Genomic DNA, 22,782 nt, shown 5'->3' with positions numbered 1-22,782 from the left:
ATGTCGTCTCCGGTCATCGACGTCGACTACGAGCAGCCCGCCGCAAAGGCCGGCGCCGTCTGCGACACGCGCCACGCCTGGGCCCGAGTGCCGGCCGAGCCTTCGCCCGACGAGCGCATCGCGTTGAAGGAGCGCATCCGCCGCCTGCTGCGCGAACGCAACGCGGTGATGGTGTCGCACTTCTACGTGCACCCCGACCTGCAGGACCTTGCCGAGGAAACCGGCGGCATCGTGAGCGATTCGCTCGAAATGGCGCGCTTCGGCCGCGACCACGCCGCGCAGACGCTGGTGGTGTCGGGCGTGCGCTTCATGGGCGAGACCTCGAAGATCCTCTCGCCCGAAAAGCGCGTGCTGATGCCCGACCTCGACGCGAACTGCTCGCTCGACCTGGGCTGCCCGGTCGAGCAGTTCAGCGCCTTCTGCGACCAGCACCCCGACCGCACCGTGGTCGTCTACGCCAACACCAGCGCGGCCGTGAAGGCGCGCGCCGACTGGCTGGTCACCTCCAGCTGCGCGCTCGACGTGGTGAACGCGCTGCACGCGGCGGGGCAGAAGATTCTCTGGGGCCCCGACCGCCACCTGGGCGACTACATCCAGCGCCAGACCGGCGCGGACATGGTCAGCTGGAACGGCGCCTGCATCGTGCACGACGAGTTCAAGGCGCTGGAGCTCGAACTGCTCATGAAGGAGCATCCGAAGGCGAAGGTGCTGGTACACCCCGAGTCCCCGTCTGACGTGATCGCGCTGGCGGATGCGGTGGGCTCCACCTCGGCCATCCTGAACGCGGCACAGCGTATGGATGCCAGCGAATTCATCGTTGCCACCGACAGCGGCATGCTGCACAAGCTGCGCACGCTGAACCCCGGCAAGGTCTTCATCGAGGCGCCCACGGCCGGCAACGGCGGCACCTGCAAGAGCTGCGCTCATTGCCCTTGGATGGCGATGAACGGGCTGGTCGAGCTGGCGAATGCGCTGGAAACGGGCGCGGGCGAGATCCATGTCGACCCGGCGCTGGGCCTGCGGGCGCGCGTGCCGATCGACCGGATGCTGGCGTTTACTGCCGGGCTGAAGAACGGGCAGGCGCCCGGCAGCTTGGTAGCAGGCATGGGCGCCGCCTGACCCTGTCTTGCTCCTTCCCGCTCTGGGGGGAACCTAGAAGTCCACGGTGCAGCTGTCGCCCAGCGCCTCGCGCCACACACGCACGCGGGCCAGCGAGGGCCGCAAGTCCGGCAGCGCATCCGCAATGAACACGCACAGGTTCTCCAGCGTCGGCGGATGCAGCCCCGGCACGTCATCCAGCAGGTGATGGTCGAGCTTCTCGCGCACATCTTCCAGCCGCCGACGCAGCAACCCCAGGTCGATCACCATCCCCGTCACTGGATCGCGCTCGCCCGCAAGCCACACCTCCGCGTGGTACGTGTGGCCGTGGATACGGCGGCTGCCTTCGACTTCGATCTCGCGCTTCAGTGTGTGGGCGGCGTCGAAGAAAAAGCGTTGGCTGATGGTGAATCGCATCGTCAAAAAAGAAACTCAGAGGAAAAAGGGCCGCAGTCTCAGCGGATCCCGGTGATCTTGTGCGTCTGCACGCTCAGGCGCCAAACCGGCTGCTTCATGCATTCGGCAATGCAAAGCTCGGTGTTCGCGACCCGGTCGGGCCCGTCCATCGGCTGCAAAAAGCGGTGCGTGAACTCGCCTGTGCGCGCCATCGTGTCGAGGTCGAACTCGGTCTGCGGCCACACCAGCTTCAACTCCTGGCCGCGCTGCTGCACCCATGTCGCGCCGGCCTTGGGGCTGATGCACAGCCAGTCGATGCCTTCGGGCGCCTCGACCGTGCCATTGCTCTCGACTGCGATGCGGAAGCGCCGCGCGTGCAGCGCGTCGACCAGCGCGGCGTCTACCTGCAGCAACGGCTCGCCACCGGTCAGAACCACGAGGCGATGGTCGGCATCTGCGGCTGGCCATTGCGCGGCGATGGTGTCGGCAAGCAGGTCGGCGGTCTTGAACTTGCCGCCCCGCGTGCCGTCGGTGCCGACGAAATCGGTGTCGCAGAAACGGCAGACGGCGGAGGCTCGATCTTCCTCGCGGCCCGTCCAGAGGTTGCAGCCTGCAAAGCGACAGAACACGGCCGGCATGCCCGCCTGGCCGCCTTCGCCTTGCAGGGTGTAGAAGATTTCTTTGACGCTGTAAGTCATGAGGCCGGTGTGTCGATCTCGAGGTTGTCGATCAGCCGCGTGCTGCCCAGGCGTGCAGCGGCCAGCGCCACGAGCGGTTCGCCCGCGGCCGGTGCCTGCAGGTCGGCACGGCGCCGCAGCACCAGATAGTCAGGCTGCCAGCCGCGTTGCGTGAGCATCTGCATGGCCCGCGCTTCGATCGCGGCCAGGTCGCGTTCGCCCGCGCGCACCGCCTCGGCCATTGCCTTCAGCGCCTTCGACAGCTGCACGGCCTCGGCGCGTTCGCTCTCGCTCAGGTAGCCGTTGCGCGACGACAGCGCGAGGCCGTCGTCGGCGCGGAAGGTCTCGCTGCCCACGATCTCGATGGGCAGCGCGAACTGCCGCACCATGTGCCGGATCATCATCAGCTGCTGGTAGTCCTTCTTGCCGAACACGGCCACGCGCGGCTGCACGCACTGGAAGAGCTTCATCACCACCGTGCACACGCCGATGAAGAAGCCAGGGCGGAAATGCCCTTCGAGGATGTCGGCCAGCGCCGGGTCGGGGTGCACCTTGCAGGTCTGCGGCTCGGGGTAGAGCGCTTTCTCATCCGGCGCGAACAGCACGTCGCAGCCGGCGGTGCGCAGCTTCTCGCAGTCGCTGTCCCAGGTGCGCGGGTAGGTGTCGAAGTCTTCGTGCGGCAGGAACTGCAGGCGGTTCACGAAGATGCTGGCCACCGTCACGTCGCCCAGTGGCTTGGCCTGCTTCACCAGGGCCAGGTGGCCGTCGTGCAGGTTGCCCATGGTGGGGACGAAGGCGGGGCGCTTGAAGGCGGCCAGGTGGTCGCGAAGTTCGGCGATGGTGTGTGCGATGTACATGAGGGTTTCCTTCCTTACCAGGCGTGGAGTCGGTCGTCGGGGAAGCTGCCGTCCTTGACGGCCTGCACGTAGGCCCTGAGGGCGGGCAGCACGCCCGGCGCGTCGGCCATGAAGTTGCGCACGAACTTCGGCATCTTCCCGAGGTTGATGCCAAGCATGTCGTGCAACACCAGCACCTGCCCGGCGGTGGCCTTGCCGGCGCCGATGCCGATGGTGGCGCAGTGCTTCAGCTCGGCGGTGAGCTCGGCGGCCAGCGCGGCCGGCACCATTTCGAGCACCAGCATTGCGGCGCCCGCGTCCTGCAGCGCGTGGGCCTGCTGCTTCAGCAGCGCGCCAGCGGCGTCGCCCTTGCCCTGCACGCGGTAGCCGCCCAGTGCATGCACCGTCTGCGGCGTCAGGCCGAGGTGGGCGCACACCGGGATGCCGCGCTCGACCAGGAAGCGCACCGTGTCGGTGGTCCAGCCGCCGCCTTCGAGCTTGACCATGTGTGCGCCGGCCTGCATCAGCACGGTGGCGCTGCGCAGCGCCTGTTCGCGCGATTCCTGGTAGCTGCCGAAGGGCAGGTCGGCAATCAGCCAGGTCGTGCCTTGCACGCGGCGCAGGCCGCGCGAGACGCTGTCGGTGTGATAGCGCATGGTGTCCAGGCTCACGCCCACCGTGCTGTTCAGGCCCTGGCAGACCATGCCGAGCGAATCGCCGACCAGCAGGCAGTCGATGCCCGCGGTGTCGGCCATGGCCGCGAAGGTGGCGTCGTAGGCCGTGAGCATCGCGATCTTCTCGCCGCGCGCATGCATGTCGGCCAGGCGCGGCAGGCTCACGGGCTTGCGCGAGGCAGGCGGGGAGGCCGGCGGCAGCGTGCCGTAGGGCGAAGCGGGCGGCGTGTCGGTGATTGGGGGCGTGGTGTTCGACATGGTTGGGTTTCTCCCTGCGGGCGTCGGTGGCCGGGCATCCTTGAGTGAAGAAAACGAAGCGGGTAGGGCTATCGGCCGTCCGGCGGCACCAGCACCGTGGGTGCGGTGGGCTCGGCGAGCGAAGGATAGTCGCGGCTGAAATGCAGGCCACGGCTCTCGTGGCGGGCCTGCGCGGAACGAACGATCAGCTCGGCCACCTGCACCAGGTTGCGCAGTTCGAGCAGGTCGCGCGTGACGTGAAAGTTCGCATAGAACTCCTGGATCTCGGCCTGCAGCAGCGCGATGCGATGGCTCGCGCGCTCCAGGCGCTTGTTGGTGCGCACGATGCCGACGTAGTCCCACATGAAGCGGCGCAGCTCGTCCCAGTTGTGCGAGATGACCACGGCTTCATCGGCGTCGGTGACGCGGCTGTCGTCCCAGGCGGGCAGCTCGGCGCGCTCGCGTGCTGGAGCCGCGGCAATGGCGCTGGCCGCGGCGCGCGCGAACACCATGCACTCGACCAGCGAGTTGCTGGCCAGGCGGTTGGCGCCGTGCAGGCCGGTGCAGGCGGTCTCGCCGATGGCGTAGAGGCCCGGGATGTCGGTGCGCCCGCTCAGGTCGCTGAGCACGCCGCCACAGGTGTAGTGCGCGGCCGGCACCACGGGAATGGGCTCGCGCGTGATGTCGATGCCCAGCTCCAGGCAGCGCGCGAGGATGTTGGGGAAGTGTTCCTTCAGGAACGCTGCCGGCTGGTGCGAGATGTCGAGGTGCACGCAATCGAGGCCATGCTTCTTCATCTCGAAGTCGATCGCGCGGGCCACCACGTCGCGCGGTGCGAGTTCGGCACGCTCGTCGTGCTTCGGCATGAAGCGGGTTCCATCGGGCAGCTTGAGCAGCCCGCCTTCGCCGCGCACCGCCTCGCTGATCAGGAAAGACTTTGCATGCGGGTGATACAGGCAGGTCGGGTGGAACTGGATGAACTCCATGTTCGACACCCGGCAGCCCGCGCGCCACGCAGCGGCAATGCCGTCGCCGGTGGCGGTGTCGGGGTTGGTGGTGTACAGGTACACCTTGCCCGCGCCGCCGGTGGCCAGGATGGTGTGCGGCGCGCGGAAGGCCAGCACCTCGTCGGTCTCGTCGTCGAGTGCGTAGAGGCCCAGGCAGGCCGGGTCATCGAGCCCGATCTTGGGCCCGGTGATCAGGTCGACCAGCGTGTGATGCTCGAACAGCGTGATGTTCGGCGTGCGCCGCACCCGCTCGATCAGCACCTGCTGCACTGCCGCGCCGGTGGCGTCGGTCACGTGCACGATGCGGCGCTGGCTGTGGCCGCCCTCGCGCGTCAGGTGCAGGCTGCCGTCTTCCTCGGAAAAGGGCACGCCCAGCTCGCGCAGCCAGCCGATGGCCTCGGGTGCGTGCTCGACCACGAAGCGCGTGGCCTCGGGGTCGCACAGGCCGGCGCCGGCCACCAGCGTGTCTTCCACGTGCGCATCGAAGCTGTCGCCCGCCGCCAGCACGGCCGCGATGCCGCCTTGCGCCCATGCGCTGGAGCCGTCGTTCAGCGCACGCTTGGTCAGCACGGCCACGCGGTGCGTGGGCGCCAGGTGCAGCGCGGCCGAGAGGCCGGCCAGGCCGCTGCCGACGATGAGGACGTCGAAGTCGCGCACGACGGAAGTCACTGGGTATGGGGACCGGTTGGGTCAGGCTGGCGAATAAGCCAATCTGACATAGATAGGGGCGAAGGCCTCGGCCTGCGTGATTTCGATCAGCGTTTCCTTCGCGAGCTCCAGCATCGCGATGAAGGTGACGATGAGCACGGGCGTACCGCGCGACACGTCGAACAGCTTCTCGAATTCGACGAAGCGCTGCCCCTGCAGGTGGCGCAGCACGATGCTCATGTGCTCGCGCACGTTGAGCTCTTCGCGCGAGATCTTGTGGTGCTGCACGAGCTTGGCGCGCTTCATGATGTCGGCCCACGCATCGCGCAGCTCGACCACGTCCACGTCGGGGAAGCGCGGCTTCAACGACTGCTCGATGTAGACCTGCGCCTTCCAGAAGTCGCGTCCGTACGTGGGCGTGGCGCTGAGGGCGGCGGCCTGCAGCTTGGTCTGCTCGTATTCGAGCAGGCGGCGCACGAGCTCGGCGCGCGGATCTTCGGCCTCTTCGCCGTCGGCCACCTTCTTGGGCGGCAGCAGCATGCGCGACTTGATCTCGATCAGCATCGCGGCCATCAGCAGATATTCGGCCGCGAGTTCGAGGTTGGTCTGGCGGATCTCGTCGACGTAACTCAGGTACTGCCGCGTGAGCCCCGCCATCGGGATGTCGAGGATGTTGAAGTTCTGCTTGCGGATCAGGTAGAGCAGCAAGTCCAGCGGGCCTTCGAAGGCCTCCAGGAACACCTGCAGCGCCTCGGGCGGGATGTACAGGTCCTTCGGCATCGCGAACAGCGGCTCGCCATAGAGCCTCGCGAGCGCGACCTGGTCGACCACGTCGGGCATGTCGACCACCAGCGTGCCGTTGTCCTCGTCGCTCTTCATTGGGCTATTGCTATCGTTTCAATAGCGACCGGCGCAATGCGGACGGGAGCTTGCTGTCAAATCGGCATCGGGAAATCGGCATCGGGGAATTACTTGGCCTGGGTCTGGTAGACGTACGGCTGCATCGGAACGCGGGCTTCGCTGTACTCCTCCAGCAGGCTGCGGTCGAGGTGCTTGTCCCAGAGGAGGGCGCGGCCGGCGCGCTGTTCAGCTTCCAGCGTTGGCTTCTTTTCCTTCATCTCCTCGATGAAGTTCGTGATCTCGGAGGTGTAGTGGGGGCGGCGGAAGATGGACATAGACTGGACCTTTATGACGCGAATTTTACCGGGGACGGCATGAAGCAACGGCGAGGATGGCAGATCGGCATGGCAACAGGGTTTCTGGCGGCGGTGATGGCTCTCGTGGGATGCGACTCGAAGAACATCTCCGAGCTTGAAGAGGGCGTGTCCACAGAGGCCGACGTGCGGGCCCGTTTCGGCCAGCCCGAGAACGTCTGGGACGCCCCCGGCGGTGGCCGGGTGTTCGAGTACAACCGCCAGCCAGCGGGCCAGAAGAACTACATGATCACCATCGGTGCCGACGGCAAGATGAGCGCGCTGCGCCAGGTGCTCACGCCCGAGAACTTCGCCAGAGTGCAGCCCGGCATGATGATGGAAGACCTGCGCAAGATGCTGGGCAAGCCCGCCAAGGTCACGCCCTATGCGCTCAAGCGCGAGACCGAATGGGAATGGCGCTGGGTGCAGCCGCCGAACTCGGCCATGGTCTTCACCGCCACGCTGAACGACGACCAGCGCGTGGTGCGCAGCGGCTCTTCGCCTGACCGGGGTACCGAAGCCCCGTAGTCTCCATGGCGGCTATGCGCCGTGCGACGCGCCGGGCTGGCCCGTCGTCAATTCCTCGGCAAAGCCCGAACGCACCAGCACCTCGAGCGGCTGCGGCTGCAACGACTCGATGCGCAGCAACCCGTCGCGCGCCAGCACCGCCCGGTGCAGTTGCCGCAGCGCATCGACACCGGTGGCGTCGATGTAGATCAGGTGCGTGGCGTCCAGCACCACCGTCATGCCGCGCGGCGCGCGCTCGGCGGCATTCACCGCCTCGTCGAGCTTGGCCGCCGCGCCGAAGAACAGCGCGCCGTAGAGGCTGTAGGTGAGCACCGGCGGCTGCAGCGTGACCAGTTCGACGCTGAACAGCCCGTTCATGCGCCGGATGAAGAGGGCGCAGGCCAGCACGATGCCCACCTGCACCGCCACCGTCAGGTCGAATACCACCGTGAGGAAGAAGGTGCCCAGCATCAGCAGCCGGTAGTGCCGGCTGAAATGCCGCAGCTGCGTGGGCGTGAACTCGCGCCATTCGCCCATGTTCAGGCCCACGAACACCAGGATGCCCGCCAGCACCGCGAGCGGCACGTGGCGCGCCAGCGGCGCGGCCAGCAGCACCACCGCCAGCAGCGTGATCGCATGCACGATGCCCGCGATCGGCGAGGTGCCGCCCGAGCGGATGTTGGTTACGGTGCGCGCGATGGTGCCGGTGGCCGGCATGCCGCCGAAGAAGGGCGTGACGATGTTCGCGATGCCCTGCGCCATCAACTCCTGGTTGGGGTCGTGGCGTGGCTGGCCGCTGAGCTGGTCGGACACGCGCGCGCACAGCAGCGACTCGATGGCGCCGAGCAGCGCGATGGTCAGCGTGGGCGTCACGAGCTGCTTCACCGTCTCCCACGAAAAATCGGGCAGCGCGAAGGCCGGCACGCCTTCAGGAATGCCGCCGAAGCGCGTGCCGATGGTTTCCACCGGCAGCTCGAAGCCCCATGACACCAGCGTGAGCGTGACCAGCGCCACGATGGGCCCCGGCATGCGCGCGCCCACCTGCACGGCGCGCGTGCGCGCCACCCGGCCAGCGACGCGCAGCACCGCGGTGCCCACCTTCGAGTCGCTGCTCAGCAGCAACGGCCACAGCAGCAGCCCTGCCACGCAGGCGATGCCGAGCGCGAACGCATAGGGGTTGAAGGTGCCGATCTGCAGCGCCATCGCATGCAGCTGCGAGAACACGTCGGCCGGCATCTTCGCCACCGTCAGCCCGAGCAGATCTTTGAGCTGCGACAGCAGGATCAACACCGCGATGCCATTGGTGAAGCCCACCACGATCGACAGCGGCACGAAGCGCACCAGCCGCCCCAGCCCGAACAACCCCGCCATGAACAGCAGCACGCCCGCGCACGCGGTGGCAATCAGCAGGTTCGCCACGCCGTAGCGCTCGACGATGCCGTAGACGATCACGATGAACGCCCCCGCCGGCCCGCCGATCTGCACCGCCGAGCCGCCCAGCAGCGAGATCAGGAAGCCCGCGATGATCGCCGTCCAGATGCCCGCCTCGGGCTTGAGCCCCGAGGCGATGGCAAAGGCCATGGCCAGCGGCAGCGCCACGATGCCGACCGTGGCGCCCGCGCCCAGGTCCTTGAAGAAGCGCTCGCGGTCGTACCCCGCGAGCGCATCCATCAGGCGTGGGCGGAAGCGGGTGAGGTTCAGCGGGGAATGCATGAGTCGTTCATTGTGGACTGCCCCCTGCCGTGCGGCAGGCCGCGGACGGGTGAGTCATACCGATGCGAACTTTCGCTCAACTTATCCGGAGCAAGGGATCCCGATACATTTTTGACATTCATTGACATTTCGTCACCGAAATTACCGAGGTCCGTCCGATGCACATCCTGCTTGTCGCAAGCGCGTTCAACAGCCTGACGCAACGGGTTCTCGCCGAACTCCAGGACCGCGGCCACACCGTCGGGGTGGAGCTGGCCCTCGGTAATGACGAGGCCCTGCGCGAAGCCGTGCGGCTGCATTCGCCCCAGCTCATCGTGGCGCCGATGCTGACCACCGCCATTCCCCAGGACATCTGGACCGCCCACACCTGCCTGATCGTGCATCCCGGCCCGCCGGGCGACCGAGGGCCTTCGTCGCTCGACTGGACGCTGCAGGGCGGCGTCGAAAGTTGGGGCGTCACCGTGCTCGAGGCCGTGGCCGAGATGGATGCGGGCGATGTCTGGGCATGGTCGCCGCTGAAGGTGCCGCCGCTGGCCGGCAAGAGCGACCTCTACCGCGGCGAGGTGGCCGACGCCGCGCTCGACGCGGTGCTGCTGGCGGTGGAGCGCTTCGCTTCGGGCAAGTACAAGCCCCAGAAGCAGAAGACCGCAGCCCTTGCCGCCGGCTGGCGGCCCTTCATGAAGCAGGCGCAGCGCCGCATCGACTGGGCGACCGACACGACCGAGTTTGTGCTGCGCCAGTTGCGCGCGGCCGATTCGCAGCCCGGCGTGCTCGATGAACTGCTGGGCGCGCAGTGGTACCTGCACGGCGGCCATCCCGAAGACGAGCTGCGCGGCAACACGCCCGGCGAGCTGATCGCCACCCGCGCCGGTGCCGTCTGCCGAGCCACTGTCGACGGTGCGGTATGGATCGCGCAACTGCGCCCCTGGCGCGAGCCCGGCTCACGGCTGCCCAGCTACAAGCTGCCGGCCGTGCAGGCGCTCGGCGAGCTGCTGCCCTTCGAAGTGCCCGAGGTGCCGGCGCCGCTGCAGTTGCCGGCCGGACGCCGCACCTGGTCCGACATCCGCTACAGTGAGCATGGCGCGGTCGGTGTGCTGAACTTTTCATTCCCAGGCGGCGCGATGAGCACCGTGCAGTGCCGCCGGCTGCTGCAGGCCTATCGCTTCGCCTGCACCCGTCCGACCTCGGTGCTGGTGCTGGGCGGCCTGCGCGATTTTTTCTCCAACGGCATCCACCTCAACGTGATCGAGGCGGCCGACGACCCGGCCGAGGAATCGTGGGCCAACATCCACGCGATGAACGACCTGGTCGAGGCGGTGCTGAGCACCACCGACCGACTCACCGTGTCGGCACTCGGCGGCAATGCGGCGGCTGGCGGCGTGATGCTCGCGCTGGCGGCCGACGAAGTGTGGTGCCGCGACGGCGCCGTGCTCAACCCGCACTACACGCTGATGGGCCTGCACGGCTCCGAATACTGGACTTACACCCTGCCGCGCCGCGTCGGCGCCGCCGAGGCGCAGCGTTTGACCCAATCGGCCCTGCCCGTGAGCGCCAGGCGCGCCGTCGAACTCGGCATGGCCGAGCGCGTGCTGCAGGCCGCGCCGGAAGAGTTGGGCGATGAAGTGACGCGGCTGGCCGCGCAACTGGCCGCCTCGCCGGACCTGGCCGCGCGCATCGCGAAGAAGCAGGCGGCGCGCGCGCAAGACGAAGCCGCAAAGCCGCTGCAGCAGTACCGCGATGAAGAACTGGCGCACATGCGCCGCAATTTCTTCGATGCCAGCGAGCCGCACCGCGCATTGCGGTCCGCGTTCGTGCGCAAGGAGAAGGCGCTGCACACGCCGCCGCATGTCGCCCGATTGGGGCTCGCCGCGGACTGAGCGGGCGCAGGCCGCGGCCTTCCGTCGTCAGGGTTGCGCCAGCTCCGCAAGAATCGCTTCGCGGTCCTGGTCCAGCCGTGGCGGCTGCCGCAGCACCTGCGTGCGGTGGCCACCCACGTGCACCGGGTTGCCCGCCACCGTGAGCGGCCGGCCGCTCTGCGTGCGCACCTGCACCAGCATCTCGCGCGCCTGCACCTGCGGGTCGTTCACCACCGCGGCCACGTCGTTGTAGGCGCCCGTGGGAATGTTGTGCTGCATCAGCAGCGCCTGCCAGTGCGCGCAAGTCGCCGACGCCAGGCGCTCTTCGAGCAACTGCTTCAGCACCTCGTGGTGCTGGCAGCGCCCGGGGTTGGTGGCAAAGCGCTCGTCGTCCTGCAGTGCCGGCAATTCCAGCACCGTGCACAGGCGCTGGAACAGCGCGTCGTTGCCCGCCGCGATCACGAACCAGCCGTCGGAAGCACGGAACACGTCGAAGGGCGTGATCGACGGGTGCCGCGAGCCGATGGGCCCCGGCGCGCGGCCATCGGCCTCCATGCGCGAGATCGCGTTCTCGAGCAGCGCGACCTGGCAGTCGAGCATCGCCACGTCGACCCTGTCTCCCAGGCCGGTGCGCCCGCGCTGCAGCAATGCGGCCTGCGTGCCGATGGCCGCATACAGGCCCGCGCCCAGGTCGCCGATCGAGACGCCCACGCGCGTCGGCGGCGCGCCGGGGTGGCCGGTCAGGCTCATGATTCCGCCCATCGCCTGCACCACCATGTCGTAGGCGGGGCGCCTGCTGTAAGGCCCCGTCTGTCCGAAGCCCGAGACCGAGGTGAACACCAGTTTCGGAAAGCGCGCATGCAGCGTCGGCCAGTCGTAGCCCAGCTTTTCCATCGTGCCGGGTCGGAAGTTTTCGACCAGCACGTCGGCCGTGGCCAGCAACGACTCGAAAACCGCCCGGTCGGCCGGCGCCTTCAGGTCCAGCGCAATCGACTCCTTGTTGCGGTTGACCGACATGAAGTAGGCCGAGTCGCCCTCGACGAACGGGCCGATCTGGCGGGCATCGTCGCCCAGCCCCGGCTGCTCCACCTTGATGACGCGCGCGCCCAGGTCGGCAAGCAGCAGCGTGCAGTACGGGCCCGCGAGCACGCGCGTCAGGTCGATGACGGTAAAGCCGTGCAGCGGGCCCGCCGTGGCTGCGGCTGTGGCTGCGGACGCGTTGGAAGAAGTGCCCGGCATCATTCGACGGTCGCGCCCGAGCGCTCGGTGAGTTCCTTCGATTTCGCGCCTTCGGCCGTGGCCCAACTGCGGAACTCGGCGAGCGATTTCGATGGCGCCGATTCGTTGCCCGACTTTTCCATCCGCGCCTTCACGTCGGGGTCGTTCAGTGCCGCCACGCTGGCGTCGAACAGCTTCTGCGCCATTTCAGGCGGCAGGCCGGCCGGTGCGAACAGGCCGAACCAGAAGGTGTAGTCGTAGCCCTTCACGCCGGCCTCGGCAATGCTCGGCACATCGGGAAAGAGCGGCGAACGCTGGCCTGAGGTCACGGCCAGCACGCGCAGCTTCTGGCCCTGGGCCATCGGCAATACCGACGGCGGCGTGCCGAAGGTCAGTTGCACATCACCCGCGGCAACTGCCTGGATCGACGGGGCGCCGCCCTTGTAGGGCACATGCAGCATCGTCACGCCGGCCGCCTTTTCGAACGACAGGCCCGCAAGGTGGGTCACCACGCCGGTGCCCGACGACGAATAGGCCAGCTTGCCCGGGTTCTGCCGCGCTTCGGCAATCAGTGCCTGCACGGTCTTTGCGCTCACGTCCTTGTTGACGGCGAGCAGCATCGGGGCCGAGCTCCAGCGCGAGATGGGCACGAAGCTCTTCGCGCCGTCGTACTTCACGGCTTTGTAGAGCAGCTTGTCGCTGCCGTATAGGTTGGCGCTGCCCAGCAGCAGCGTGTAGCCGTCGGGCGCCGCGCGCGCCACCTGGTCCGACGCGATGGTGGTGCCCGCGCCGGGCTTGTTGTCGATGATCACCGGCTGCCCCAGCAGCTTGGCCATCTTGTCGCTGACGATGCGTGCCACCGTGTCGGCCCCGCCGCCGGCGGGAAAGCCCACCACCAGCGTGATCGGCCGCGTGGGGTAGCTGTCCGCCAGGGCGCCGGCCGAAGCCAGCAGCGCCGCGGCGGCGAATGAAATGGCGCGAAGTTGTTGCTTCATGTCTTTGTCTCCGGTTTCTTGTCGTATCGATGGGGAGGGCGGCGCCCGGTCAGCGGCCCTTGAAGACCGGCAGGCGCTTCTCGCGCCAGGCACGGCCGCCCTCGGCCAGGTCTTCGGAAGCGACGGTGCGCTGCACTTCGCGCTGGATCGAAGCGGCGTCGGCACTGCCGCGCGCAATCTGGTTCAGGTGCTTCTTCATGCCGAGCAGCGCCAGCGGCGCCATGCCGGCGAGCGTGGTGCGCAGGCGCAGTACTTCGGCGTCGAGCGCCTGTGCGTCGTCGACCAGTTGCGTGAGAAAGCCGCAGTCGCGCATGGCGGGACCGTCGAGCTTTTCGGCGGTCAAAAAGAGCCGCTTGGCCGTGTCCAGCCCGAGCCGCGACACATAGCGCTCCATGCCGCTCTGGTAGTAGTGCAGGCCGAGCCGGGCGGCGGGCATGAATATCTCGGCGCCGCGCACGCCCACGCGGAAGTCGCAGGCCAGCACCAGGTCGGTGGCGCCGCCGAAGACGCCGCCATGCACCGCCGCGATGGTGACGGCGCGGCAGTTTTCGAGCGCATCGACCATGTCGCCGAAGCTGCGCCCCTCGGTCTGGCTGCTGGAGGCCACCTCTGATATATCGTAGCCGCTGCAAAAGTACTTGCCCTCGGACCGGAGGACCAGCACCAGCACTTCAGGTGAGCGATTCACCGTCTCCACGAGGCGAACCAGCTCGGGCAGGTCCTCCGGCACGAGCTTGTTCGCGGCCTGCGGGCGGCGCAGCGTCAGGAAGGCGACCGGGCCTTCGATGTGGAGTGTTGGGAGCATTGATGTACCAAATGACTGAATTGATATATCTGTAAGGTTAGCTAATATCGCGATTCCCATGCAACCCGCGAAAACCCTCGACACCCCCAGCCTGCAGGACCAGATCCGTGGCCGGCTCGAAAAAGACATCCAGCAAGGCACGCTGTCGCCCGGCATGCCCATCGACGAAAAGGCGCTGGCGCTGAGCTTCAACACCTCGCGCACGCCGGTGCGCGAGGCGCTGCTGCTGCTGAGTGCGCGCGGCCTGGTCGACATCGTTCCGCGCACCGGCATCTACGTGCGCCAGCTGCGGGCGAACGAACTGGTCGCGATGATGGAAGCGCTGGGCGAGCTTGAAGGCGTGCTGGCGCGGCTGGCGGCGTTGCGCATCGGCCCGGCGTTGCGCGACGAGTTGCTGCGCGCGCTGGCCGGCACCGCCGCGCAGGCGGAGGCGAACGACGCGGAGGCCTACCAGCAGGCCAACGCCGTGCTGCACGACGTGATCTACCGTGCCAGCGGCAATCCGTTCATCGTCGAGCAGGCGCAGACGGTGCGCCTGCGCATCGCGGCTTACAGGGGGCGGATGTTCGAGAAACCCGGGCGCCTGGCCGCTTCACAGCGGGAGCACGAACGGGTGGTGGAGTGGATCCTGAAGGGCCACGCGGACAACGCCGCGGAGGCGATGCGCGACCACATCTCGGTGGGCGGCAAGGTGTTTGCCGACCTCGTGCTGAACAACAAGTTCGGCTAGCCCGGCCAGTCGCCCGGCCGGACCTGGTTTTCTTTTTCTTCTTCTCTTTCAGCGAACGCGCATGCCCGGCGTCGCGCCCGGCCACGGCTCGAGCACATGGATGCCCGGGTGGGCCTTTTCGTCGCCATGGCTCGCAGCCAGAACCATGCCTTCGCTGACGCCGAACTTCATCTTGCGCGGCGCGAGGTTGGCGACCAGCACCGTGAGCTTGCCCACGAGCTGCTCGGGCTGGTAGGCCGATGCGATGCCGCTGAACACGTTGCGGGTCTTTCCCTCGCCCGCGTCGAGCGTCAGGCGCAGCAGCTTGGTCGAGCCCTCGACCTTTTCGCAGGCCACGATCTTCGCGATGCGCAGGTCGATCTTCGCGAAGTCGTCGATGGTGATGGTGGGCGCGATGGCTTCGCCGCCCGGCAGCGCTTCTTCCGCCGCGGCTGCAACCGGTGCGGGCTCGGGTGCGTCGAACAGCTTGTCGACCAGCTTGGCGTCGGCGCGCTGCATCAGGTGCTTGTACTCGCCGATGGCGTGGCCCGCGGGCAGTGACTGCGCGGCGTCCGCCCAGACCAGCGGCGAAATCTTCAGGAAGGCCTCGACGTTCACAGCCAGCGCAGGCAGCACCGGCTTCAGGTACAGCGTGAGCAGGCGGAAGGCCTCGATGCACACGGTGCACACGTCGTGCAGCCGCGCCTCGGCACCTTCCTTCTTGGCCAGCTCCCAGGGCTTGTTCTGGTCGACGTACTCGTTCACCTTGTCGGCCAGCGCCATCACCTCGCGCAGCGCGCGGGCGTAGTCGCGGCCGTCGTACAGCGAATGCAGCTGCGGCGCTGCATCGCGCAGCGCGAACAGCAGCGCGTCGCCGTCGGCCGACACCTCGCCCAGCTTGCCCTCGAAGCGCTTGCCGATGAAGCCAGCGGCGCGGCTCGCGATGTTGATGTACTTGCCCACGAGGTCGCTGTTGACGCGCGCGACGAAGTCCTCGGGATTGAAGTCGATGTCCTCGTTGCGGCCGTTGAGCTTGGCGGCGATGTAGTAGCGCAGCCATTCGGGGTCGAGCCCGATCGACAGGTACTTGAGCGGGTCGATGCCGGTGCCGCGGCTCTTGCTCATCTTCTCGCCGCTCACCGTCAGGTGGCCATGCACGTACACGGCGTCGGGCGCCTTGCGGCCGCTGAAGTGCAGCATCGCGGGCCAGAACAGCGTGTGGAAGGTGATGATGTCCTTGCCGATGAAGTGCACCTGCTCCAGGTCGGGGTCGGCCATGTACTCGGTGTACGAGATGCCGTCGCCGCCGAGTTCGATGCAGCGCTTGTCGAGCAGGTTCTTCAGCGAAGCCAGGTAGCCCACGGGCGCATCGAGCCACACGTAGAAGTACTTGCCCGGTGCATCGGGAATCTCGATGCCGAAGTAGGGCGCGTCGCGGCTGATGTCCCAGTCGCCGAGGCCGCCCTTGCCTTCGTCGTCCTTGTAGAGCCATTCGCGGATCTTGTTCTGCACCTCGGGCTGCACGTGGCCCGCGGCGGCGGTCCATTCCTTCAGGTAGGCCTCGCAGCGCGGGTCCGACAGCTTGAAGAAGAAGTGCTCCGAGCTGCGCAGTTCGGGCTTTGCACCCGACAGGGCCGAGTAGGGGTTGATCAGCTCGGTGGGCGCGTACACGGCGCCGCACACTTCGCAGTTGTCGCCGTACTGGTCCTTCGAATGGCAGTTGGGGCACTCGCCCTTGATGAAGCGGTCGGCCAGGAACATGCCCTTTGCGGGGTCGTAGAACTGCTCGACGCTCTTGGTGGCAATCAGGCCGTTGGCGCGCAGGTCGCGGTAGATGTCCTGCGCCAGCTGGTGGTTCTCGGGCGCATCGGTCGAGTGCCAGTTGTCGAAGGAGATGTAGTAGCCGTCGAGATACGGCTTGCGGCCCGCGGCGATCTCGGCCACGAAGGCCTGCGGCGTCACGCCGGCCTTGTCGGCCGCGATGGTGATGGCCGCGCCGTGCGCGTCGTCGGCACAGACGAAGTTGACGTCGGCGCCATTCATTCGCTGGTTCCGCACCCAGATGTCGGCCTGGATGTACTCCATCATGTGGCCGATATGGAACTTGCCGTTGGCATACGGCAGGGCGGTGGTGACGAAGAGCTTGCGCGGGGCGGACATCGGGAAGGGCGCTTTCGGGAGTGGCTGACTGGACTGACTGACGGGAACCGGGCATTTTAGGTGGCGGCGTCCCGGGAGGTGTTCGATGGCAGCATCGACCCCATGACGCATGCCATCGAACTCGCCGCCTACATCGCCGGATTCACCGGTTCGCCCCTGGCGCCATGGGCTGCCTCGCAGCCCTGGGAACTGCCGCCGCGCGCCCCTGAAATCGTGCGCCGGTTGCTGGCCGGGCTGCCGGCCGGCGACTACGTCGTCGAGGGCGAAGTCGCCGTTCACCGCAGCGCCCGGGTCGAGCCGGGCGCGGTGCTCAAGGGCCCGCTGATCCTCGGGGCGGACTGCTTCGTGGCCGCCGGCGCCTACCTGCGGGGCGGCAACTGGGTCGACGCCCGCTGCACCATCGGGCCGGGCGTGGAGCTGAAATCGTCCTTTGTGTTCGAGGGCACGGCGCTCGCGCACTTCAACTTCGTCGGCGACTCGGTGATCGGCGCGGGCGTCAACATGGAAGCCGGCAGCATCATCTGCAACCACCGCAACGAGCGTGTCGACAAACAGATCCTCGTGCGAAGCGGCGAGGGCGGCTCGCTGCAGGGCACGTGCTGCGACAAGTTCGGTGCGCTCGTCGGAGATGGGGCGCGTATCGGCGCCAATGCGGTGATCGCGCCCGGTGCCCTGCTTGTGCCGGGCCGCGTCGTGGACCGCATGACGCTGGTGGACGAGGAATTGCCCGGCCGATAAAGTCGAGGCGACAAACAGGGAGGAAGAAGACCATGTCTGACGATCGCTTTGCCCCACCGACCGCGGAAGTGCTGATGCCTGTCGTCGCGCCGCAAGTGCCAGACGCCATACGCAAGAAGATCCGTCTTGCCTGGGGCGCTGGCCTGGTTTCGGCGGCGGTGACGCTCATCTTCGTTCTGATCGCGGTTTCGGGGACGAGCCTGCTCGGCTTCGGTCTCGCGCAACTGCTGGACGTCGCGGTGATCCTGGGGCTGTCCTTCGGGATCTACAGGAAGAGCCGTGTTTGCGCGGTACTGATGCTGCTCTACTTCATCTATTCCAAGTTCCTGATGATGCGCATCGGCGGTATCAGCGGTGGCAACGTGTTCACTTCGCTGCTCTTCCTCTATTTCTACGTACAGGGCGTCATCGGCACCTTCGCGTACCACAAACACCTCAAGCAGAAGGTGCCTTGAGCGTGGGGGCGCTCGGCACTGTCTCGCGCGCGACGTATGCTCCAGCCCCCGATACAGAAAGCGAGACGCAGCCGATGACCCCCCCCTCCATTCCCGCAACCCTGATCCCCGGCGACGGCATCGGCCCCGAAATCGTCGACGCCACGCTGGCCGCGCTCGATGCACTGAAGGCACCCTTCACCTGGGACACGCAGATCGCCGGCCTGGGCGGCGTCAAGGCGTCGGGCGATCCGCTGCCGCAAGCCACGCTGGACAGCATCCGCCGCACCCGCCTGGCCCTGAAGGGCCCGCTCGAAACCCCGTCGGGCGGCGGCTACCGCTCGTCGAACGTGCGGCTGCGCGAGGAATTCCAGCTGTACGCCAACCTGCGCCCCGCGCGCACCATCATCCCCGGCGGCCGCTTCGACAAGATCGACCTGGTGGTCGTGCGCGAGAACCTCGAAGGCCTCTACATCGGCCACGAGCACTATGTGCCCATCGACGGCGACCCGCACGCCGTGGCCATGGCCACCGGCATCAACACCCGCCAGGGCAGCCGCCGCCTGCTCGAATACGCCTTCGAGACGGCAGTGGCCACGGGCCGCAAGAAAGTCACGATCGTGCACAAGGCCAACATCATGAAGGCGCTCACGGGCATCTTCCTGGAGACCGGCCTGGACCTCTACGAGAAGAAGTACAAGGGCAAGTTCGAGCTCGACACGGTCATCATCGACGCCTGCGCGATGAAGCTGGTGCTCAACCCTTGGCAATTCGACGTGCTGGTCACCACCAACCTGTTCGGCGACATCCTGTCCGACCTCGTGGCGGGCCTGGTCGGCGGCCTGGGCATGGCGCCCGGCGCCAACATCGGCGCCGACGCCGCGATCTTCGAGGCGGTGCACGGCTCCGCGCCCGACATCGCCGGCAAGGGCATCGCCAACCCCATCGCGCTGCTGCTGGCCGCCGCGCTGATGCTCGACCACGTGAAGCTGCCCGAACTGGCCACGCGCCTGCGCACGGCCATCGACGAGACGCTGAACATCGACAAGGTGCGCACGGGCGACCTCGGCGGCACGGCGGGCACGGTGGCGTTCACGAAGGCGCTGGTCAGCCGCATCAACGGCGGTTGACCGGAGCGGGGCTCGCGGGCGCTGCATGAGAAGGCTTCTGCTGCTCCTGGGGGCTCTGCTGTTCGCAGGCTTCGCTGCGGCCGACCCGCGCTTCACCGTGGTGAAGGTCGACTTGCGTACCGAGCGGCTCGAACTGTTCCTGCGCGACGACGCGGGCGTACCGTTCAAGCGCTTCGACCGGCTCGATGCCTGGCTGAAGGAGCGTCACCGCCAACTGGGCTTCGCGGTGAACGCCGGCATGTACCACGAGGACTTTTCCCCGGTCGGCCTGCTGGTGCGCAATGGCCGCGAAGAGGCACCGCTCAACCTGGCCGACGGTGCCGGCAATTTCTTCCTCAAGCCCAACGGCGTATTCCTCGTGTCGGACACGGGGCCGCGCGTGGTCGAGTCGTCGGAATACCCGGCGCTGGCGCAGGGCGTACGCCTCGCCACGCAGTCGGGCCCGCTGCTGCTGCGCCGCGGCGTTGTGCACCCCGCCTTCATTCCCCATTCCGACTCGCGCAAGATCCGCAACGGCGTCGGTGTGATCGGTCACACGGCGATCTTCGTCATCAGCGAGACGCCGGTGAATTTCTACGAGTTCGCGCTCTACTTCCGCGATGTGCTCCACTGCCGGGACGCGCTGTATCTCGACGGCACGGTTTCGGCACTGCATTCGACGGCGCTGCACAGAAGCGACTTCGTGCGGGAGCTGGGGCCTATCCTTGGCGTCGCGTCGCCCTGAGTGCGGCGCCTGCCTGCCTTCTGCGTTTCATCATCGATCCCCGAGCCATGTCCACCACACCGCTGCCCGTTCTGTCCCTTCTCGAAACCCGTGTCCTCGGCGTGCTGGCCGAAAAGCAGCGCACCGTGCCCGACAGCTATCCGCTCACGCTCAATTCCCTGCTGTCGGGCTGCAATCAGAAGACCAGCCGAAACCCCGTGCTCGAACTCGCCGAGTCGCAGGTGCAGGCCGCCATCGACAGCCTGAAGGGCTACAGCCTCGTCGCGGAAACCAGCGGCGGGCGCGCCTTCCGCTACGAGCACAACATCGACCGCGTGCTGCGCATCCCGTCGCAATCGGTCATCCTGCTCACCGTGCTGATGCTGCGCGGGCCGCAGACGGCGGGCGAATTGCGCATCGCCTGCGACCGCATGCACAACTTCGCCGACATCTCGTCGGTCGAAGGTTTTCTGAATGAACTCGCTGAACGACAGGCCGGTGCGCTGGTGGTGAAGCTGGCGCGCCTGCCCGGTGCGCGCGAGAGCCGCTGGGCGCATCTGCTGAGCGGTGCGCCGGCGGAAGAGGTGGCTGGGCCCTCCGATGTGCCTTATGCCGCGCACGACGTGTCGCTGGGCGAGGTCGCGGCGCTGAAAGCCAATGTGGCGCGGCTCGAAGCCGAGGTGGCGTCGCTGAAGGCGCTGCTCGGGCGTGTGTGTTCCGAGCTGGGGATTTCCGAAGAGGGTTGATCGCACCACTTCACGCGGGCTTCACGCGGCCCGCACATTCGGTGTCTAACTTCGGCCCCCATTGCACACATCAATGGAGCACCGGCCATGGACAACGGACCCATCGGACACACCGCAGCGTGGCGCGACCACATGCCCTTCGACGACATCACCCGGCGCGCGCTTGCGTGTCTTGCCCTCCTGGCGGGCGTCGCGAGCCTCTACGCGTTTTTCTGGTGGGCTGCGTCGGCCGCCGGCTTCTTCTTTTTCGAGGGCTATCGCCATACCTGGGAGGGCCTGGGCACGGCACTCGCGTTCCGGGACATGGACACGGCGTATTACCTGCTCAGTTGGGTCTTCTCTGTGTTCGGCGGGCTGTTGGGCTGGGCCGCGCTGATCGGGTTTGCCGTGACGCATCGGCGTGGTTGGGATGCGGTCTCGCGCTGGATCAAGATCGGCTGCGCGGTCGGCGCGGCGGCTGGGCTGGCGTTCGAGCCCGGCCGGCTGCTGGCGCTGGGGCCCATCGTCTGCGTGATGGCGCTGCTGTTGCGGTCGATGCTGATGCCGGCAAGGATTGCGATCAGCCCGAGGCAACAGGTACATCGAGGCTGAGCTTCACCGCATCCATCGTGACCAGCGTGCGAAAGCGCTTCACGTTGTTGCTCTGGAAGAAAAGCTGCCGGGTCAGCGCCGTGTATTGCGCCATGTCGCGCACCACGAAGACGAGGATGAAGTCCCACTCGCCCGTCACGTAGTAGCACTGCTGCACCTGCGGGCAGTCTCTGAAGCTCTGCTTCATTGCGTCGAGCAGTTCGATCTGCTCGCTCTCCGTTTCCACTTCCGCCACGATGGTCAGCGGGTGGCCCAGCGCGGCGGGCGACAGCACCGCACCGTAGCGCTGGATCACGCCCTCGTCGCGCATGCGCTTGAGCCGCCGGTTGACGGCTGCGGTCGACAAGTGCACGCGCTCGCCCAGTTCGCTCTGCGGCATGCGGCTGTCCGCCTGGATCAGCTCCAGCAGGCGAAGGTCGAGGGTGTCGAGCGGCGTCATGAAGTGGGAAGTGACGCAAAAACGTTGCGTCGAAGGCGATGATTTTGCGCGCCCATACCGCCGCATTGTCAATAGCATCTCGTCATGAACCTCACCGATGCACCCCTGCGCGAAACGCTCGCCGGCTGGCGGCGGCAACTGCACGCCATTCCCGAAACCGGCTTCGAGGAAGCGAAAACCTCGGCCTTCGTCACCCGGGTGCTGAGGGCGCTGGGCCTCGACGTGCACACCGGCATCGGCGGCACCGGCCTCGTGGCCAACCTGAAGGTGGGCAGCGGCAAGGGCGTGATCGGCCTGCGCGCCGAGATGGACGCGCTCAACATCACCGAGCTGCCCACCGACCGCGCGTACGCTTCCGGCACGCCCGGCAAGATGCACGCCTGCGGCCACGACGGCCACATGTCGATCATCCTCGGCGCGGCGCAGCTGCTGCGCGAGCGGCAGGATTTCGACGGCACCGTGCGCTTCATCTTCCAGCCGGCAGAGGAGCACGGCCGCGGCGCGAAGGCGATGATGGACGACGGCCTGTTCGATCGCTTTCCGGTCGACGAGATCTACGGCCTGCACAACATGCCCGGCATGCGCGCCGGCACCATCGCCACGCGCACGGGCGGCCTCATGGCGAGCGAAGACAACTTCGTGATCCACGTGAAGGGCCGCGGCACGCATGCAGCGCGGCCGCACATGGGCATCGACCCGATCGTCATCGGCGCACAGATCGTGCTGGCGCTGCAGAGCATCGTTTCGCGCACGCTCGACCCGGGCGCGCAGGCGGTGGTTTCGTGCACCGAGTTCATCACCGACGGCATCCGCAATGCAATTCCGTCGAACGTCGTTATCAAGGGCGACACGCGCAGCTACGACCCGGCGGTGCAGCAGATGCTGGCCAAGCGCATGCGCGAGATCAGCGAGGGCATTTGCCGCATGCATGGTGCCGAATGCGAATTCAGCTACACGCACGAGTTCGCGCCCACCGTGAACTGGGCTGAATGCGTGCCAACGGCGGTTGCCGCCGCCACGGCCATCGTGGGCGCCGGGAACGTCGATGCCAACGTGGCGCCGATGATGATTTCGGAAGACTTCGGCGCGTTCCTGAAAGTCGTGCCCGGCGCCTTCGTGTTCCTGGGCAACGGCGCCGAAGGCGAGCCGGGCGGCACGCCGCTGCACAACGGAAGCTACGACTTCAACGACGAGGTGCTCGCAACGGGCGCCCGCTATTTCGCGGAGATCGTCCGCCTGCGCCTTCCGCGGCACAACGAAACAAGAGACTGA

General features: G+C 67.3%; 24 protein-coding genes. 11 read left to right on the top strand and 13 right to left on the bottom strand.

Translation table 11 applies throughout. The features are described from left to right. Nucleotides 1-1,119: a quinolinate synthase NadA gene (nadA, locus tag ACN9MV_RS25585; protein ID WP_426390072.1), complete on the top strand. Its 1,119-nt coding sequence runs from the start codon at nt 1-3 to the stop codon at nt 1,117-1,119. A 33-nt stretch (nt 1,120-1,152) separates the two neighbouring features. On the opposite strand, the gene ACN9MV_RS25580 is transcribed toward nadA, so the two are convergent. The 7 genes from ACN9MV_RS25580 to ACN9MV_RS25550 all read right to left on the bottom strand — a co-directional run bounded on the left by ACN9MV_RS25580 (nt 1,153) and on the right by ACN9MV_RS25550 (nt 6,748). Beyond that, entirely contained in the window at nt 1,153-1,515 is a 363-nt protein-coding gene (locus ACN9MV_RS25580; RefSeq protein ID WP_093077429.1) for a 6-carboxytetrahydropterin synthase, read from the bottom strand. A 38-nt stretch (nt 1,516-1,553) separates the two neighbouring features. Next, nucleotides 1,554-2,192: a 7-carboxy-7-deazaguanine synthase gene (gene queE, locus ACN9MV_RS25575; RefSeq protein ID WP_426390069.1), complete on the bottom strand. Its 639-nt coding sequence runs from the start codon at nt 2,190-2,192 to the stop codon at nt 1,554-1,556. Then, nucleotides 2,189-3,028 carry a pantoate--beta-alanine ligase gene (gene panC / locus ACN9MV_RS25570; protein WP_307616252.1) on the bottom strand — a complete coding sequence of 280 codons (840 nt, stop codon included), beginning with the start codon at nt 3,026-3,028 and terminating at the stop codon, nt 2,189-2,191. The genes queE and panC overlap by 4 nt, the downstream gene beginning before the upstream one ends. A gap of 14 nt (nt 3,029-3,042) precedes the next feature. Further along, on the bottom strand, nt 3,043-3,939 hold the full coding sequence (gene panB / locus ACN9MV_RS25565; RefSeq protein ID WP_426390067.1) for a 3-methyl-2-oxobutanoate hydroxymethyltransferase: 897 nt from the start codon (nt 3,937-3,939) through the stop codon (nt 3,043-3,045). Between the two features lie 68 nt (nt 3,940-4,007). Further along, a complete protein-coding gene (nadB, locus tag ACN9MV_RS25560; RefSeq protein ID WP_426393201.1) occupies nt 4,008-5,582 on the bottom strand; it encodes an L-aspartate oxidase in 1,575 nt (524 codons plus the stop codon). A gap of 33 nt (nt 5,583-5,615) precedes the next feature. Then, nucleotides 5,616-6,452 carry a segregation and condensation protein A gene (locus ACN9MV_RS25555; RefSeq protein WP_093058037.1) on the bottom strand — a complete coding sequence of 279 codons (837 nt, stop codon included), beginning with the start codon at nt 6,450-6,452 and terminating at the stop codon, nt 5,616-5,618. Nucleotides 6,453-6,541: 89 nt separating this feature from the next. Then, nucleotides 6,542-6,748: a DUF3460 family protein gene (locus ACN9MV_RS25550; protein WP_093058036.1), complete on the bottom strand. Its 207-nt coding sequence runs from the start codon at nt 6,746-6,748 to the stop codon at nt 6,542-6,544. 69 nt (nt 6,749-6,817) lie between these two features. On the opposite strand from ACN9MV_RS25550, the gene ACN9MV_RS25545 reads away from it, so the two are divergent. Then, nucleotides 6,818-7,294, top strand: a complete 477-nt coding sequence (locus ACN9MV_RS25545) for an outer membrane protein assembly factor BamE (RefSeq protein ID WP_426390064.1) — start codon at nt 6,818-6,820, stop codon at nt 7,292-7,294. A gap of 12 nt (nt 7,295-7,306) precedes the next feature. Here the strand turns inward: ACN9MV_RS25545 and ACN9MV_RS25540 are convergent, their stop codons facing one another. Further along, the gene (locus tag ACN9MV_RS25540) at nt 7,307-8,986 is read right to left on the bottom strand and encodes a SulP family inorganic anion transporter (protein WP_093058035.1); all 1,680 of its coding nucleotides are present in this window, start codon (nt 8,984-8,986) and stop codon (nt 7,307-7,309) included. A gap of 158 nt (nt 8,987-9,144) precedes the next feature. Here ACN9MV_RS25540 and ACN9MV_RS25535 point away from each other — a divergent pair, with 158 nt between their 5' ends. Next, nucleotides 9,145-10,863 (top strand): enoyl-CoA hydratase-related protein, encoded by a 1,719-nt coding sequence (locus ACN9MV_RS25535; RefSeq protein ID WP_426390062.1) that lies wholly within the window; start codon nt 9,145-9,147, stop codon nt 10,861-10,863. A 27-nt stretch (nt 10,864-10,890) separates the two neighbouring features. Here the strand turns inward: ACN9MV_RS25535 and ACN9MV_RS25530 are convergent, their stop codons facing one another. Genes ACN9MV_RS25530 through ACN9MV_RS25520 form a run of 3 tightly spaced genes read right to left on the bottom strand, consistent with a single transcriptional unit; the run spans nt 10,891 to nt 13,860 of the window. Continuing rightward, entirely contained in the window at nt 10,891-12,081 is a 1,191-nt protein-coding gene (locus ACN9MV_RS25530) for a CaiB/BaiF CoA transferase family protein (protein WP_426390060.1), read from the bottom strand. Further along, nucleotides 12,081-13,055: a Bug family tripartite tricarboxylate transporter substrate binding protein gene (locus ACN9MV_RS25525; protein WP_093058033.1), complete on the bottom strand. Its 975-nt coding sequence runs from the start codon at nt 13,053-13,055 to the stop codon at nt 12,081-12,083. The genes ACN9MV_RS25530 and ACN9MV_RS25525 overlap by 1 nt, the downstream gene beginning before the upstream one ends. Nucleotides 13,056-13,104: 49 nt before the next feature. Then, the gene (locus ACN9MV_RS25520; protein ID WP_093058032.1) at nt 13,105-13,860 is read right to left on the bottom strand and encodes an enoyl-CoA hydratase/isomerase family protein; all 756 of its coding nucleotides are present in this window, start codon (nt 13,858-13,860) and stop codon (nt 13,105-13,107) included. A 58-nt stretch (nt 13,861-13,918) separates the two neighbouring features. Between ACN9MV_RS25520 and ACN9MV_RS25515 the strand changes: the two genes are divergently transcribed. Continuing rightward, on the top strand, nt 13,919-14,590 hold the full coding sequence (locus ACN9MV_RS25515) for a GntR family transcriptional regulator (RefSeq protein WP_093058031.1): 672 nt from the start codon (nt 13,919-13,921) through the stop codon (nt 14,588-14,590). A 48-nt stretch (nt 14,591-14,638) separates the two neighbouring features. Here ACN9MV_RS25515 and metG read toward each other — a convergent pair whose 3' ends face one another. Beyond that, entirely contained in the window at nt 14,639-16,729 is a 2,091-nt protein-coding gene (gene metG / locus ACN9MV_RS25510; RefSeq protein ID WP_093178691.1) for a methionine--tRNA ligase, read from the bottom strand. Nucleotides 16,730-16,831: 102 nt separating this feature from the next. On the opposite strand from metG, the gene ACN9MV_RS25505 reads away from it, so the two are divergent. From ACN9MV_RS25505 to ACN9MV_RS25480, 6 genes are all read left to right on the top strand, one after another. Beyond that, the gene (locus tag ACN9MV_RS25505; protein ID WP_426390057.1) at nt 16,832-17,467 is read left to right on the top strand and encodes an LpxA family transferase; all 636 of its coding nucleotides are present in this window, start codon (nt 16,832-16,834) and stop codon (nt 17,465-17,467) included. A gap of 32 nt (nt 17,468-17,499) precedes the next feature. Further along, complete coding sequence (locus ACN9MV_RS25500; protein ID WP_093077415.1) at nt 17,500-17,922, top strand: hypothetical protein; 423 nt, start codon at nt 17,500-17,502, stop codon at nt 17,920-17,922. Nucleotides 17,923-17,996: 74 nt separating this feature from the next. Beyond that, nucleotides 17,997-19,031: an isocitrate/isopropylmalate dehydrogenase family protein gene (locus ACN9MV_RS25495; protein WP_426390055.1), complete on the top strand. Its 1,035-nt coding sequence runs from the start codon at nt 17,997-17,999 to the stop codon at nt 19,029-19,031. A 25-nt stretch (nt 19,032-19,056) separates the two neighbouring features. Further along, nucleotides 19,057-19,755, top strand: coding sequence for a phosphodiester glycosidase family protein (locus tag ACN9MV_RS25490; protein ID WP_093058027.1), 699 nt, complete (start codon nt 19,057-19,059; stop codon nt 19,753-19,755). A 47-nt stretch (nt 19,756-19,802) separates the two neighbouring features. Beyond that, a complete protein-coding gene (locus ACN9MV_RS25485; protein WP_307616243.1) occupies nt 19,803-20,480 on the top strand; it encodes a YceH family protein in 678 nt (225 codons plus the stop codon). Between the two features lie 87 nt (nt 20,481-20,567). Beyond that, complete coding sequence (locus tag ACN9MV_RS25480; protein WP_426390052.1) at nt 20,568-21,071, top strand: hypothetical protein; 504 nt, start codon at nt 20,568-20,570, stop codon at nt 21,069-21,071. Here ACN9MV_RS25480 and ACN9MV_RS25475 read toward each other — a convergent pair. After that, the gene (locus tag ACN9MV_RS25475; protein ID WP_093077408.1) at nt 21,040-21,510 is read right to left on the bottom strand and encodes an Lrp/AsnC family transcriptional regulator; all 471 of its coding nucleotides are present in this window, start codon (nt 21,508-21,510) and stop codon (nt 21,040-21,042) included. The two genes, ACN9MV_RS25480 and ACN9MV_RS25475, sit on opposite strands and share 32 nt — an antisense overlap. An 84-nt stretch (nt 21,511-21,594) precedes the next feature. On the opposite strand from ACN9MV_RS25475, the gene ACN9MV_RS25470 reads away from it, so the two are divergent. Further along, nucleotides 21,595-22,782, top strand: a complete 1,188-nt coding sequence (locus ACN9MV_RS25470) for a M20 aminoacylase family protein (protein ID WP_426390050.1) — start codon at nt 21,595-21,597, stop codon at nt 22,780-22,782.

This window comes from Variovorax sp. R-27 (genome assembly GCF_049913215.1).
Lineage (GTDB): Bacteria > Pseudomonadota > Gammaproteobacteria > Burkholderiales > Burkholderiaceae_C > Variovorax.
The sequence above is the reverse complement of the archived record's forward strand: the minus strand, read 5'-3'. Positions and strand labels throughout refer to the sequence as shown.

Coding starts and splice junctions, on each gene's coding strand:
- nadA (WP_426390072.1), top strand. CDS start 1: ATGTCGTCTCCGGTCATCGACGTCGACTACGAGCAGCCCGCCGCAAAG.
- ACN9MV_RS25580 (WP_093077429.1), bottom strand. CDS start 1,515: ATGCGATTCACCATCAGCCAACGCTTTTTCTTCGACGCCGCCCACACA.
- queE (WP_426390069.1), bottom strand. CDS start 2,192: ATGACTTACAGCGTCAAAGAAATCTTCTACACCCTGCAAGGCGAAGGC.
- panC (WP_307616252.1), bottom strand. CDS start 3,028: ATGTACATCGCACACACCATCGCCGAACTTCGCGACCACCTGGCCGCC.
- panB (WP_426390067.1), bottom strand. CDS start 3,939: ATGTCGAACACCACGCCCCCAATCACCGACACGCCGCCCGCTTCGCCC.
- ACN9MV_RS25555 (WP_093058037.1), bottom strand. CDS start 6,452: ATGAAGAGCGACGAGGACAACGGCACGCTGGTGGTCGACATGCCCGAC.
- ACN9MV_RS25550 (WP_093058036.1), bottom strand. CDS start 6,748: ATGTCCATCTTCCGCCGCCCCCACTACACCTCCGAGATCACGAACTTC.
- ACN9MV_RS25545 (WP_426390064.1), top strand. CDS start 6,818: ATGGCAACAGGGTTTCTGGCGGCGGTGATGGCTCTCGTGGGATGCGAC.
- ACN9MV_RS25540 (WP_093058035.1), bottom strand. CDS start 8,986: ATGCATTCCCCGCTGAACCTCACCCGCTTCCGCCCACGCCTGATGGAT.
- ACN9MV_RS25535 (WP_426390062.1), top strand. CDS start 9,145: ATGCACATCCTGCTTGTCGCAAGCGCGTTCAACAGCCTGACGCAACGG.
- ACN9MV_RS25530 (WP_426390060.1), bottom strand. CDS start 12,081: ATGCCGGGCACTTCTTCCAACGCGTCCGCAGCCACAGCCGCAGCCACG.
- ACN9MV_RS25525 (WP_093058033.1), bottom strand. CDS start 13,055: ATGAAGCAACAACTTCGCGCCATTTCATTCGCCGCCGCGGCGCTGCTG.
- ACN9MV_RS25520 (WP_093058032.1), bottom strand. CDS start 13,860: ATGCTCCCAACACTCCACATCGAAGGCCCGGTCGCCTTCCTGACGCTG.
- ACN9MV_RS25515 (WP_093058031.1), top strand. CDS start 13,919: ATGCAACCCGCGAAAACCCTCGACACCCCCAGCCTGCAGGACCAGATC.
- metG (WP_093178691.1), bottom strand. CDS start 16,729: ATGTCCGCCCCGCGCAAGCTCTTCGTCACCACCGCCCTGCCGTATGCC.
- ACN9MV_RS25505 (WP_426390057.1), top strand. CDS start 16,832: ATGACGCATGCCATCGAACTCGCCGCCTACATCGCCGGATTCACCGGT.
- ACN9MV_RS25500 (WP_093077415.1), top strand. CDS start 17,500: ATGTCTGACGATCGCTTTGCCCCACCGACCGCGGAAGTGCTGATGCCT.
- ACN9MV_RS25495 (WP_426390055.1), top strand. CDS start 17,997: ATGACCCCCCCCTCCATTCCCGCAACCCTGATCCCCGGCGACGGCATC.
- ACN9MV_RS25490 (WP_093058027.1), top strand. CDS start 19,057: ATGAGAAGGCTTCTGCTGCTCCTGGGGGCTCTGCTGTTCGCAGGCTTC.
- ACN9MV_RS25485 (WP_307616243.1), top strand. CDS start 19,803: ATGTCCACCACACCGCTGCCCGTTCTGTCCCTTCTCGAAACCCGTGTC.
- ACN9MV_RS25480 (WP_426390052.1), top strand. CDS start 20,568: ATGGACAACGGACCCATCGGACACACCGCAGCGTGGCGCGACCACATG.
- ACN9MV_RS25475 (WP_093077408.1), bottom strand. CDS start 21,510: ATGACGCCGCTCGACACCCTCGACCTTCGCCTGCTGGAGCTGATCCAG.
- ACN9MV_RS25470 (WP_426390050.1), top strand. CDS start 21,595: ATGAACCTCACCGATGCACCCCTGCGCGAAACGCTCGCCGGCTGGCGG.